The 13,096-nt window shown below is 40.2% G+C and carries 13 protein-coding genes; 6 read left to right on the top strand and 7 right to left on the bottom strand.

Going from position 1 to position 13,096, the window contains the following annotated elements; genetic code table 11:
• Nucleotides 1–5: 5 nt before the first annotated feature.
• The 3 genes from fabD to AAGC65_RS05120 all read right to left on the bottom strand — a co-directional run bounded on the left by fabD (nucleotide 6) and on the right by AAGC65_RS05120 (nucleotide 2,065).
• A complete protein-coding gene (fabD, locus tag AAGC65_RS05130) occupies nucleotides 6–893 on the bottom strand; it encodes an ACP S-malonyltransferase (RefSeq protein WP_343111342.1) in 888 nt (295 codons plus the stop codon).
• 86 nt (nucleotides 894–979) lie between these two features.
• Nucleotides 980–1,639, bottom strand: coding sequence for a GTP cyclohydrolase I FolE (gene folE, locus AAGC65_RS05125; RefSeq protein WP_343111341.1), 660 nt, complete (start codon nucleotides 1,637–1,639; stop codon nucleotides 980–982).
• A 9-nt stretch (nucleotides 1,640–1,648) separates the two neighbouring features.
• Complete coding sequence (locus AAGC65_RS05120) at nucleotides 1,649–2,065, bottom strand: 6-carboxytetrahydropterin synthase (RefSeq protein WP_290327822.1); 417 nt, start codon at nucleotides 2,063–2,065, stop codon at nucleotides 1,649–1,651.
• 76 nt (nucleotides 2,066–2,141) lie between these two features.
• On the opposite strand from AAGC65_RS05120, the gene mqnB reads away from it, so the two are divergent.
• Complete coding sequence (gene mqnB, locus AAGC65_RS05115) at nucleotides 2,142–2,762, top strand: futalosine hydrolase (protein ID WP_343111340.1); 621 nt, start codon at nucleotides 2,142–2,144, stop codon at nucleotides 2,760–2,762.
• Between the two features lie 85 nt (nucleotides 2,763–2,847).
• Entirely contained in the window at nucleotides 2,848–3,696 is an 849-nt protein-coding gene (locus AAGC65_RS05110) for a 1,4-dihydroxy-6-naphthoate synthase (RefSeq protein ID WP_343111339.1), read from the top strand.
• A gap of 78 nt (nucleotides 3,697–3,774) precedes the next feature.
• On the opposite strand, the gene hflX is transcribed toward AAGC65_RS05110, so the two are convergent.
• Nucleotides 3,775–4,959, bottom strand: a complete 1,185-nt coding sequence (gene hflX / locus AAGC65_RS05105) for a GTPase HflX (protein WP_343111338.1) — start codon at nucleotides 4,957–4,959, stop codon at nucleotides 3,775–3,777.
• A gap of 277 nt (nucleotides 4,960–5,236) precedes the next feature.
• On the opposite strand from hflX, the gene AAGC65_RS05100 reads away from it, so the two are divergent.
• From AAGC65_RS05100 to ruvC, 4 genes are all read left to right on the top strand, one after another.
• A complete protein-coding gene (locus tag AAGC65_RS05100) occupies nucleotides 5,237–7,171 on the top strand; it encodes a DUF3857 domain-containing protein (RefSeq protein ID WP_343111337.1) in 1,935 nt (644 codons plus the stop codon).
• Nucleotides 7,172–7,177: 6 nt separating this feature from the next.
• On the top strand, nucleotides 7,178–9,121 hold the full coding sequence (locus AAGC65_RS05095) for a DUF3857 domain-containing protein (RefSeq protein ID WP_343111336.1): 1,944 nt from the start codon (nucleotides 7,178–7,180) through the stop codon (nucleotides 9,119–9,121).
• An 11-nt stretch (nucleotides 9,122–9,132) separates the two neighbouring features.
• Nucleotides 9,133–9,774: a leucyl/phenylalanyl-tRNA--protein transferase gene (aat, locus tag AAGC65_RS05090; protein WP_343111335.1), complete on the top strand. Its 642-nt coding sequence runs from the start codon at nucleotides 9,133–9,135 to the stop codon at nucleotides 9,772–9,774.
• Nucleotides 9,775–9,853: 79 nt separating this feature from the next.
• On the top strand, nucleotides 9,854–10,438 hold the full coding sequence (ruvC, locus tag AAGC65_RS05085; protein ID WP_343111334.1) for a crossover junction endodeoxyribonuclease RuvC: 585 nt from the start codon (nucleotides 9,854–9,856) through the stop codon (nucleotides 10,436–10,438).
• A gap of 108 nt (nucleotides 10,439–10,546) precedes the next feature.
• Here the strand turns inward: ruvC and AAGC65_RS05080 are convergent, their stop codons facing one another.
• From AAGC65_RS05080 to AAGC65_RS05070, 3 genes are all read right to left on the bottom strand, one after another.
• Nucleotides 10,547–10,942 (bottom strand): HIT family protein, encoded by a 396-nt coding sequence (locus tag AAGC65_RS05080; protein WP_343111333.1) that lies wholly within the window; start codon nucleotides 10,940–10,942, stop codon nucleotides 10,547–10,549.
• Between the two features lie 82 nt (nucleotides 10,943–11,024).
• Nucleotides 11,025–11,498 (bottom strand): transcription elongation factor GreA, encoded by a 474-nt coding sequence (gene greA / locus AAGC65_RS05075; protein WP_343111332.1) that lies wholly within the window; start codon nucleotides 11,496–11,498, stop codon nucleotides 11,025–11,027.
• 336 nt (nucleotides 11,499–11,834) lie between these two features.
• Nucleotides 11,835–12,758: an NAD(P)-dependent oxidoreductase gene (locus tag AAGC65_RS05070; protein WP_343111331.1), complete on the bottom strand. Its 924-nt coding sequence runs from the start codon at nucleotides 12,756–12,758 to the stop codon at nucleotides 11,835–11,837.
• Nucleotides 12,759–13,096 lie beyond the last annotated feature (338 nt).

Here is a 13,096-nt window from a genome sequence, read left to right as displayed (position 1 = left end):
AATTATTATTGTTCTAAAACCGCGCTGTTTATGGCTACTGCCGCGTCTACCTTTTTTACAAGGCCTTGCAGTACCTTACCTGGCCCTACTTCTGTAAAAGAGGTAGCACCATCTTCAAGCATATGTTTTACAGTTTGCGTCCACCTTACAGGGCCCGTAAGCTGAGCAACTAAGTTTTTCTTGATCAGTTCCGGATCGGTATATGGTTTAGCATCGATATTTTGATATATAGGGCAAACCGGCTGGTTAATTGTTGTAGCAACAATGGCTGTTTCCAGTTCAACTCTGGCCGATTCCATTAATGGAGAATGGAAAGCGCCGCCTACTTTTAGTTTCAAGGCTCTCTTGGCACCTGCCGCTAACAATTTCTCGCAGGCTTCATCAATTCCGGCAATGCTGCCTGAAATTACCAGCTGGCCCGGGCAGTTATAATTCGCGGTTACTACAACCTCGGTAATCTGCTGGCAAACATCCTCAACGGTAAAATCATCAAGGCCTAAAATAGCAGCCATTGTGGATGGTTGCAATTCACAAGCCTTTTGCATGGCATTGGCACGCGCCGCTACTAAACGCAAGCCATCTTCAAATGATAAAGCACCTGCAGCTACCAATGCCGAAAATTCGCCCAGTGAGTGGCCAGCTACCATTTCGGGTTTAAAATCATCGCCTAAAACAGCGGCTAAAATAACCGAATGTAAAAATATAGCAGGCTGGGTAACGTTGGTTTGCACAAGATCATCAGCTGTACCATCAAACATGACATCGGTAATACGGAAACCCAATATTTCATTGGCTTCTTCAAATAATTCACGAGCCTTTTCTGATTGTTCGTACAGATCTTTACCCATACCCGGAAACTGAGCACCCTGCCCAGGAAAAATGTATGCTTTCATTAGCCACCTAACCCCCTAAAGGGGAAATTGTTGTAAAATATTTATAATTTATGTTTATTAATAGCTTTTGTTACCTTTTAAAGGGATTAGCTCAGCTTTGCAGATATTAAATTTAAAAACTCAGTACGGGTTTTCTCTTTCAAAAACTCACCGGTAAACGCAGATGTAGTAGTTACAGAATTTTGTTTTTGTACACCACGCATACTCATACACAAGTGCCGGCACTCAATAACTACACCTACGCCTATGGGATTAAGGGTATCCTGAATACAATCCCGGATCTCGTTGGTCAGGCGTTCCTGTACCTGTAAACGACGGGCAAACACATCAACTATACGGGGTATTTTACTTAAGCCCACTACATATCCATTAGGGATATAAGCTATATGCGCCTTACCAAAAAAAGGCAGCATATGATGCTCGCACATGGAGTAAACCTCAATATCCTTAACAATTACCATTTGGCTATACTCCTCTTTAAACATAGCCGATTGCATGATGGCTTTTGCATCAAGGTCATAACCATGTGTAAGGTATAACATGGCTTTAGCCATGCGTTCGGGTGTTTTTAATAAACCTTCGCGTTCTGGGTCTTCACCAATTTGTTTTAAAACATCATGATAATGAGTAGAAAGGTTGTGGATCAGTGTTGGGTTATACCTGTCAACCTTGGTGTATCCGCCGCCAATGTCATCATCATCGTCATCATCCCGTCCCGGAATGTTATTGTTGTTGTTGCTGTTCATCTCTTCAGGTTATCCGCCAAAGTACTCGGCAGAATTATTTTCGGTTTCGTATAGTTTAACCGAATGTAAAAAAACGCCCTCATACGCTTCAATTGGCGCTTTAAGCTGGTTAAATATCTCAATGCACAATAGTTCTGTCGAAGCCATTTTACCTGCCATAAATTCAACATCCTTATTGATATTTTTATGGTCAAGCTTTTCAATAACATACTCATTGATAATTATCTTCAGCTCTTTCAGATCCATCAGGTAACCTGTTGCATGCGTAACTTCGCCTTTAACCGTTACAAACAGGTTATAATTGTGCCCATGCCAATTGGGGTTGGCGCATTTGCCAAATACCTCATTGTTTTTTTCAGCGCTCCATTCCTCACGGTACATCCGGTGAGCGGCATTAAAATGTTCTTTGCGCGTAATATGTATCATCATAATAATCGTAGGTGCAAATATACAAAACAAAAATAGCTGAGTTGTTTTATCTTAGCCGTCAAAAAAAAGCAATATGCTGATATTGATTGTTGCCGCCACAGCCTTTGAGGTTGATCCTTTGGCAAATAGCCTTGGCCACAAGCTTGATATATTGATAACTGGAGCAGGTATGGTACCTACGGCTTTTGCTTTAGGCCGTCAGTTTAGTATGCACAAATATGACCTTGTAATTAACCTGGGCATAGCCGGCAGCTTTGACAAAAGCATCCACCCGGGCTATGTTGTGGAAATAACAGAAGATACTTTTTCTGAGACCGGTGCCGAGGACGACCAGGAATTTATCCCTATCAGCAAACTTGGTTTTGGCGAAAACACTTTTAAACCAACCACAACGCTTGAAAACGTTTGTAATTCCCTTTACCTAACCAGGGCCAACGCTATCACGGTAAACACCGTTCACGGCAACGAGGAATCCATCAAAAAAATACATTCTCGTTTAAACCCTCAGATCGAAAGCATGGAGGGTGCCGCCTTCTTCTATGCCTGCCGCCAATTCAACTTACCCTGCCTGCAGATCAGGGCAGTGTCAAATTATGTAGAAAAACGCAATCGCGATAACTGGGACATACAACTGGCCATTAAAAATCTGAATAACTTTGCCATCGAGCTGATAAACCGGATCAGTAATAATTAGGAACAAGGATGAAAAGAGCAAGGAATAAAGAAAAAATCCTTGATCCTTAATCCAAACATCATTGATCCAATAAAAAATATCTACTATGAAACTAACCCTCGGCTTTTCGCCCTGCCCTAATGATACTTTTATTTTCGACGCGCTCATACATCATAAAATTGACACCGAAGGCTTGGAGTTTGAGGTTTATTATGATGATGTCGAAACCCTTAACCAAAAAGCTTTTCGCGGCGAACTGGATGTTACCAAACTCAGCTATCACGCTTTTGCCTACGTAGCTGATAAATACGTGCTGCTTGACGCTGGCAGCGCCCTGGGTTATGGTGTTGGGCCAATGCTGATATGCAAAGGCGATGAAAATGAACTTCGTGAGCAATTGAGCTCCAGCAACCCTGAACTCCGCATTGGCATTCCTGGAAAATATACTACTGCAAATTTTTTATTGGGCTATGCTTTTCCGAATGCTACCAATAAAACAGAATTAGTGTTTTCTGATATTGAAAACGCCGTGTTAGAAGGCCGGGTTGATGTTGGCCTCATTATTCATGAAAACCGTTTCACCTATCAGGACAAAGATTTGAAAAAAATACTTGACCTGGGCGATTACTGGGAAAAACAAACCGGCTGCGCCATACCGCTGGGCGGCATTGTGGCTAACCGTAACTTACCTACAGATGTTCAGCATAAATTAAACAGGGTGCTGCGCAAATCTGTTGAGTTTGCCTTTGCCAATCCAAAATCGGGCTTAGAGTTTATCCGCTCGCACGCGCAGGAAATGAGCGAAGAGGTAATGTACAAGCACATTGAACTTTATGTAAACAAATATTCGGTTGATCTGGGCGAGGAAGGACGCAAAGCGATAACGCTGCTTTTTGATACCGCTTTAAAAAACAACACCATTCCGGCTATACAAGAGGAATTGTTTTTAAGTTAAAATAAAAAAGACGCATATAATGCATCTCTATGGTGTTTTTTAGGAAGGGCGCATATGATATGCGCCCTTTTTCATATGTTAATATAATAACTTATCGTAAGGATATCTATCAACATGAATAGTTTTTACCTCGTTGTAAAGTAAACTTCTAAACTCATCGAGGTTTTCCTTTTTAGTGGCAGATATAAATATGGCCGGGCTGTTGTTTTTAGCCATCCAGCTATGTTTAAAGTCATCTAAAGTAAGCGGTTCGGGATGTTGTTCAACCTGATGTTCCTCGGGTTTAAAGGCATCTATCTTGTTAAAAACAGTAATTATCCTTTTATCAATGGCACCAATATCTTTCAGGGTTTCATTAACAGTAAGTATCTGATCTTCAAAATTAGGGTGCGAAATATCAACCACGTGAATCAATATATCAGCCTCGCGCACTTCATCCAAGGTAGATTTAAAGCACTCCACCAAATGATGTGGAAGCTTGCGGATAAACCCAACCGTATCTGACAGCAGAAAAGGTAAATTTTCAATCACTACCTTTCTCACCGTTGTATCAAGCGTGGCAAACAATTTATTCTCGGCAAACACTTCCGATTTGGAGATCATGTTCATGATAGTTGATTTACCTACGTTGGTATAACCAACCAACGCGGTGCGCACCATCTGGCTGCGGTTTTTCCGCTGGGTTTCGTTTTGCCTGTCAATATGCCTTAATCTTTCTTTTAGCAAGGCTATTTTATTCAGGATCAAACGCCTGTCCGTCTCAATTTGCGATTCACCCGGACCACGCATACCAATACCACCTTTCTGGCGCTCTAAGTGCGTCCATAAACGGGTAAGGCGGGGTAGTAAATATTGTAACTGGGCCAGCTCAACCTGAGTTTTAGCTTGCGCGGTTTGGGCCCGGTTAGCAAAAATATCCAGTATCAGGTTATTACGATCAAGCACCTTTACCTGTAATTCGTTTTCAATATTACGCAGTTGCGATGGTGAAAGTCCGTCGTCAAAAACTACGATATCAATTTCTTCTTCAATTATAAAGGCTTTAATATCTTCCAGCTTTCCCGAGCCCACAAAAGTTGCCCTATCCGGCCGCTGTAGCTTTTGGGTAAAGCTTTTTACGGTAATACCACCGGCTGTGGCAACCAAAAACTCCAACTCCTCCAGGTATTCCTTCTCCTGCTCTTCTGTTTCGTTGGCGGTTATTACCCCAACCAGAACAGCTTTTTCCTGCTTCACAGCAGTATCATAAAATTTTTGTTTCATTAATTACTTATTATCAATCTGAATGCCAGTTTGATATATGGCATACAATTATGCACCGGCATATTTATTAATGCCAAAATTACATAAAAGCAATCTTATATTTCTATATGTATACAAGGCTTTCAAATGATGTCAGGTTGCTTATGAAATAATATTTTTTCGCCAAAAGCCCTTTAATACAATTAAGCATTCATATTGTTTTAATTATTTTTTATTTTTTACTTCCTTATAGTACATTTACTACCAATTTAAACTTTTTAATATTAAACCTCATCACATGAATAAAACTTTTACTCTATTCTTTTTAGGGTGTTTAGCATTGAGTGCTAACGCTCAAACCACTCCTTCAATACCAGTTGCACAAGCTTTCGGAAAAGTTGATCAAAGCGATCTTGAGCTTAAAGCCTGCGAATTTGAAAAGGATGCTAATGCCGAAATTCTTTTTGACAAGGCCGGTGTTTATTTTGATACCAATTATAACATTGTAACAGACAGACATAAGCGCATCAAAATTTTCAATGACAATGGCAAATCAGAAGCCAACATTCGTATTGAATACTACAGTGCAAACCGGGCCGAATACATAACCGGCCTGCAGGCAGAAACCATAAATACTACTGACGGTAAACCGGAAATTATTAAAGTAGATAAAAAGCAGATATTTACCGAAGTGGTTGATAAATACCGCTCGGCCGTTGTGTTTTCATTTCCTAATGTAAAACCAGGCTCAATTATTGAATTTAAATACCATTTAACCGCAGCATCTATAGGCGATTTCCCTGACTGGTATTTTCAAAGCCACCTACCCACTCGATATAGCGAATTAGGTACTAATATACCTGATGTTTTATATTACAAAAGACTGGAAAGTTTGCACTATCCATACGTTATCGATAAAACAAATTCGTCAAATATGCATATCCAGGCGCTGGCTAACATTCCGTCGCTACGTGACGAACCTTTTATGGGAGCCCGTAATGATAACTCCGAACGTATATTATTTCAGCTGTTAAGCATAAAACCAACACAGGGTATGGTACAAACTTTTTCTGATACCTGGACGAAAGTTGGCCAAAACTGGGCCGACGATGAGGATTTTGGCGGTCAGATAAATCGTAAATTAAATGGCGAAGAAGCAATTATCAGCAAGGCAAAAAGCTTAAAAACTGATGAGGATAAAATCGCTTATTTATTTAATACCGTTAAAAACACGCTGAAGTGGGACGAGACATACGCTCGTTATGCTAATGAGGGAACAGTGAAAGTATGGGATAAAAAGATAGGCAACTCGGCCGAAATTAACCTTATTCTTACTCACCTATTAAAAAAATCAGGTGTAAAAGCATATCCAATGCTGGTAAGCACGCGCAATCATGGCCGTATCAATCCCGCTTATCCAAATTCATACCAGTTTAACAGCGCGGTGGCTTACATCCCGGTTGATAGCAATAAATACTATGTGCTTGATGCTTCTAACAAATACAATATTTACAACCAGATCCCTAACAACTTTTTAAACTCGTTTGGCCTATCTGTAAACAAGGATGATAAGGTTTATGACCTTAAGTTTTTAGATGACAAAGACCCGGTAAGGCAGGTAGTACTCATCAATGCTGAAATAAAGCCTGATGGAAAAATGAGCGGATCTGCAGATATCAGCAGCTTTAGCTACAACCGCATTAACTACATCAAAAAATACAAAACCGACGGCGAAAAAAAATACATCGACTATATAAGGGATGATAATAACAATATGAAAATAGCATCGGTTACATTTGAAAACATGGAGGTTGACACCTTACCGCTCAGGCAAAAGATGGATTTCAACCTTGACCTCACAGGCTCGGATGATAACTATATCTATTTTAACTCCAACCTGTTTACAGACCTTAAAACCAATCCGTTTTTAAATGAGACCCGTGTAACTGATATTGATTTTGGATATCAGGATAATTATTCCATTACAGGCGTATTTAAACTGCCCGCCGGTTATAAAGTTGATGCCCTACCCAAAAGCATCAGTATGATGATACCCGACAAAAGTGTTGTTTTCAGGCGAATGGTGGCCGAACAGGATGGCTCACTTATGATACGTTTAAATGTTGATTTTAAAAAGTCAATGTATTTTAAAGAGAACTATCCCGAGTTCCATGAATTTTGTAAAAAGATGTATGAAATGCTTAACGAGCAAATAGTACTTAAAAAATCATAGTATCATATGTTTACTAAAAACTATAAAAGGCCGTTATTGATGATAGTGGCCTTATGTACCTTTTATAGCCATAGCTATAGCCAGGACAAAAACATCCCTAAAGATCTATACTTAGCGGCAACTATACCTGATTCATTGAAACAGGATGCAAATGTGGTGATCCGATATGAGGCGCACGAAACTATCATCAAAGAAGCAGGTAAGCAAACAACAAAAGAACATAGCATTGTAACTATACTTAATGACAAGGGAGATAATGATGCCATACTTGAAATAGCCTATAACCGCAAGTATGATACCTATAGCAATATTGAACTAAATATTTATAACGCCGAAGGCTTACTTATTAAAAAGTACCGCAAAAGCGATATGTATGACGGCTCTGCCGCTAACGATGAAACTATGGTAACAGATGATCGTTACCTGGCCATTAAACACGCTATTGCCAATTATCCAACCACCGTTGAAATTATTTACGAAGAAAACGAGAGCAGTTTTATAGGCCTTAGCAGCTGGTACGTGCAGGATAAAATGGAGCAGGCTGTGCAAAATGAATATTGCAAAATTTCTGTAAATCCATCAGTTGGTTTCAGATATAAAGCCAGCAATACCAATATTAAACCTGAAAAAGGCACTTCAGATGGACTTGACACTTATACCTGGACGGTTAAAAACCTGAAAGCCATCAAAAAAGAAGAAAACGTAATGGCTTGGAATATTCAAAAAAAAATATCCTTCGCAACCAACCTTTTTAACTGTTACGGCTATCCAGGTGATTTCAACAATTGGCAATCTTTTGGTAACTGGATAAAATCATTAAATGATGATGTTTGTACGCTGAGCCCGGAGCGCATAGCCGAAGTAAAAAAAATGACCGATACCATTAAGGCCGATAAAGACAAGGCGCGCGTTTTATATGAATACATGCAAAAAAGCATGCGCTATGTAGGTATACAGTTAGGTATTGGTGGTTATAAGCCTTTTCCGGCAACTTTTGTTGATCAAAAAAAATATGGTGATTGTAAAGCATTGTCAAATTACATGCGAGCATTACTAAGCGCAGTTAATATACCTTCAAACTATGCCATTATCAGGGCTGGTTATAACGCGGAGCCTGCAGATTTTGCTTTCCCCAGCAACACTTTTAACCATGCCATATTATGTATTCCTTTTAAAAATGACACCACCTGGCTCGAATGTACAAGTAACACTACAGCCTTTGGCAAACTCGGCCCCTTTACCGAAAATCGCAATGCTTTATTAATAACAGACGAGGGCGGTAAATTAGTTAATACGCCTAAAAGTACTTTTGCCGACAATCAATTCAATAGTTATGTTCACCTTGTGCTTGATGCTGACGGGGGTGCAAAAGCACAAATTAAAATTTCAAGCAACGGCGAGTACAGAAGTATGTTTGTTGACAGGCTACCTTATTATAAAGTTGATGAGCAAAAGGAAATGCTTATTAAAGAGCTCCGTATAAAACAGCCTTCTGTTTTTGAGTATGTACCGGAAACTGATAAAGATGGATTTAAAGAAGTCACTATCAATATGGAATATGATAAGTATTGTGATATAGCTACAGGCGATAAGCAATTTTATAAACCACAGCCGTTTATGCTTTGGTCGGCCACTTTACCTGCCGAAGAAAAGCGGAGATCAAACTATTATTTTAACTCGCCCATGCTCAAAACCTGCACAACCACTATTGACCTACCTGCGGGTTTTGAAATAGAAACATTACCAACAGACCAGAACCTTAAATTTACTTATGGCACTTATGAGGTAAAATACAAGTATGATGCTACTAAAAATCAGGTAGTAAGTACCGCCAGATTTAACCTAACTAACCAGGTTATTCCTGCAGCAAAATACAACGAAATGCAGGTTTATCTGGACGCTGTTGCCAAAGCGCAAAATAAAAAACTCGTGATTCATCGCAAAGCGTAAATTTGCGCCTGATGATATTCAGGCTCGATGAAAGATTACTATTTCCTGAGCCCGATCTGGCAGAACCAGACGGGCTTTTAGCTGTAGGCGGCGATCTATCGACCCAACGATTACTACTGGCCTACCAAAACGGCATCTTCCCCTGGTATAGTGACGATTCACCCATACTGTGGTATTCGCCTCATGAACGGTTTGTATTATATCCGCAGGAGCTAAAAATATCCAAATCTATGAAACAGGTGCTACGGTCGGGTAAGTTCACCGTAACTGCCGACACCTGTTTTAATGAGGTGATCAAAGCCTGCTCAACCGCACCACGCGAAGGACAAGACGGTACCTGGATAACTGATGAAATGATTGCGGCATACAATAAGCTGCATACCGAAGGCTACGCACATTCTGTTGAAGTATGGGAAGATCAGGAGTTGGTTGGCGGCTTTTATGGTGTGCAGATAGGCCAAGTTTTTTGTGGCGAAAGCATGTTCAGCCGTGTAAGTAATGCTTCAAAAACAGCCTTGATCCATTTCTGCCAAAGCAAACAGTTTGAGCTGATAGACTGCCAGATACACACCAAACATCTGGAATCAATGGGTGCGCGAATGATTAGTCGTGAACAGTATATGGCTGCTTTACAATCCGGTTTAAGCAGGTAAATAGCTCTGCGTAAAAATTCACATGGGCTTTCGGCTTTAAGCCTTCCGCTTTTAGCTACGATATACCTACCTTTGAAACGTGCAGCAAGCTAACACCAAAGAACGTATTATTTTAGGCATCGACCCCGGTACGGCCGTTATGGGCTATGGCCTGGTTAAAGAAACCGGTCCCAAAATTGAACTTATTGCCCTCGGTGTAGTGAAGATGAACTTAGCCGATGATCATATGCTGAAACTGCAACGCATATTTGAAAAAACCGTAGCCCTTATTGATAATTACCATCCGGATTGTTTAGCTATTGAAGCACCTTTTTACGGCAAAAATATACAGGTAATGTTAAAACTGGGCAGGGCGCAAGGTATAGTTATGGCGGCAGCATTATCGCGTAATATAGAAATCACAGAATACGCGCCCCGTAAAATAAAGCAATCTATTACCGGTAATGGCAGCGCCACTAAAGAACAGGTAGCGGCTATGCTGCAAAACCTGTTAAAATTCAGGGAAACACCTGACTTTTTAGATGCTACAGATGGCTTGGCTATTGCTGTTTGCCATTCCTTTCAGCGTATTAGTACCGGCAGCAAATCCGGTTCTGGCAGCAAAAAATCATACTCTGGCTGGGATACCTTTGTAAAAGATAACGCGAAAAGAATTGTGAAATAGATATGGGGATATGCAAATGTATAGATGTGCAGATAACCGTTTTATCTAAATACTACTTCTTTATTAATCCGCACATTTGAAATTCTCACATCCGCACATCAATCTAAATCAATCTCTCAGTGCGGCTTTGATCTTATCGCGGGTAGCGCTCAGCTCTTCGGGTGTAAAACTTAATTTGGGGCGGGCAAAGTTCATATCATCAACCCGGTTCATGGGTATCAGGTGGATATGGGCATGCGGTACTTCTAAACCAATTACAGCTACCCCTACTTTGGTGCAGGGAACGGCTTTTTTAAGTGCCGTAGCCACAATTTTAGCGAATATCTGCATACCGGTATAGGTTTCATCGTCAAGGTCAAAAATATAATCAACCTCTTTTTTGGGTATTACCAGCACATGACCTTCTACAAGTGGATTAATATCCAGAAAAGCCAAAAACTCATTACTTTCAGCTACTACATATGCAGGTATCTCCCCTGCTATTATTTTTGAAAAAATGGTCATTTTGTTTTAAGTTATGAGTAATAAGTATTGAGTTTTGAGTTTAATTAGCTTCAGCAAATAACTCAAAACTCAGCACCCAAAACTACCTACTGATCTCCAGTATTTCAAATTCAATTTTACCTGCTGGTACGGTGATCTCGGTGGTTTCACCAACCTTTTTACCCAGAAGACCTTTGGCAATAGGTGACGTTACCGATATTTTTCCTGATTTCATATCGGCTTCACTTTCAGCTACCAGCTGGTAACTCATGGTAGCGCCGTTTTTCAGGTTTTTTATTTTAACTATTGATAAGGCAAGCACCTTTGATACATCGATTTTTGATTCATCAAGCAAGCGGGCATTAGCTAGGGTTTCCTGTATCTGAGCAATTTTAGCCTCATGCAAACCCTGTGCTTCTTTAGCCGCGTCGTATTCGGCGTTTTCTGATAAATCGCCTTTATCCCGGGCTTCAGCTATCGCCTTTGATATATCTGCACGTCCGGTTGTTTTTAATCTTTGTAATTCTTCTTTTAATTTTTCTAAACCATCTTTGGTAAAGTATGATACCTCTGCCATAACACTTTATTTATTTAATTATTATTCTGACTGGTCATCCAAAAAAAACCGCCCCCCTTTTTAAGAAGGACGCTATGACCATAAAAACAAACAAGACTATATGGGCTGGGCCTACATAGTCTTGTTTGGTATTTAACGAAGATAAGTTATTTAAATTTTAATATCCAAATTTATTTGACCGTTGATTGCTTTTGATGGCGCTGATTTCGTTGATTTTTTATATGAACTACGATTTCTGTGATTCAAGGATTCATTGGATTTTTATTAACTTGTTAATCCAAAATTACTCACAACTCACAACTCACAACTCACAACTCACAACTCACAACTCACAACTCACACAGCGACCAGCTTCCCGGCCATTACTTCACTTATTTTGCGGTACGAATCAAATGTCCAGCCGGCTACGTGTGGGCTCAGCAATACCTTGCCGCTTTGGCGCAATTCATCGAACCAAGCCTGCTCTGCAAGGGCCGGAAACTTTTCAACTTCCAATACATCTAATCCAGCTCCTAAAATTTTGCCTTCTTTAATGGCATTGAGCACCGCGCTTACTTTGGCGGTTTTACCCCGCGATGTATTGATAAAAAATATGGGCTTTTTAAAATGGAACAGATATTCGTTATCAACAAGCCCGTTGGTTTCAGCTGTCAGTGGTATGTGCAGGCTCAGCACATCGCTGTGCTTTACAATATCTTCCATGCTTACTTCACGGGCATACCTGTCACTAAAGCCGGTTTTATATTTATCGTATGCAATAACATCAACCTGAAAGCCTGATAACTTCCGGGCAAAGCTTTGCCCCATGTGTCCATAACCAATAATACCAACCGTTTTGCCTTTAAGCTCATAGCCACGGTTAGCCTCGCGATGCCATTTACCATCACGAATCTCCGCGTCGCCGCGGTTTAAATTATTCATTAATGATAACAGCAAGCCAATAGCATGTTCACCAACCGCATCTGAATTACCTTCAGGCGCATTGATCAGCTCAATGTTTTTTTCGGCAGCATAGGCTTCGTCGATATTATCCATACCGGCACCGGCCCGCGCTACAAAACGCAGATTAGTGCCAGCATCTATTACCTGTTTATCAACCAGGAATTTCGACCGGATAACCAAACCGGCGTACTCTCCTATTATTTGCAAGGCCTCGGCGGCCGTTATAAGTGGTTTGTAATCGCAGTGATAACCTTTGGCCTCGGCCATTTCCATGAATATGGGGTGGACATCATCAACAATAAGAATATTATTTTTCAATGTAACTAATTTATTAATAGGGCGAATTTACATAATGCCAGCGACTTTGGATTTGTTTACCAACAAAAGGTAATTACTTATTACACAATAAAGACTGTACTATAAAATTTTGCCGGTCGTTTATAAACTGGCACGTGAATAGCACTATAATTATAAAGTATTATACCTGATTAAAACAAACAGGCTATGAAAATGATACCATTCAAAAAACTGGGTAGCGATATTAAACAACAAGCTACTAAACTGGCAGATAGCGGCTTTAAACAGATATTTGATCATATTGACCAGCTAAAGATCAAAAAAGGGGTTGATACCTTGGGGCTTGATAAATTTATTAC

It is taken from the genome of Mucilaginibacter sp. (assembly GCF_039207105.1).
Taxonomy (GTDB): Bacteria; Bacteroidota; Bacteroidia; order Sphingobacteriales; family Sphingobacteriaceae; genus Mucilaginibacter.
Note: the sequence above shows the minus strand (reverse complement) of the source record. Positions and strands in the feature narration are given on the sequence as shown.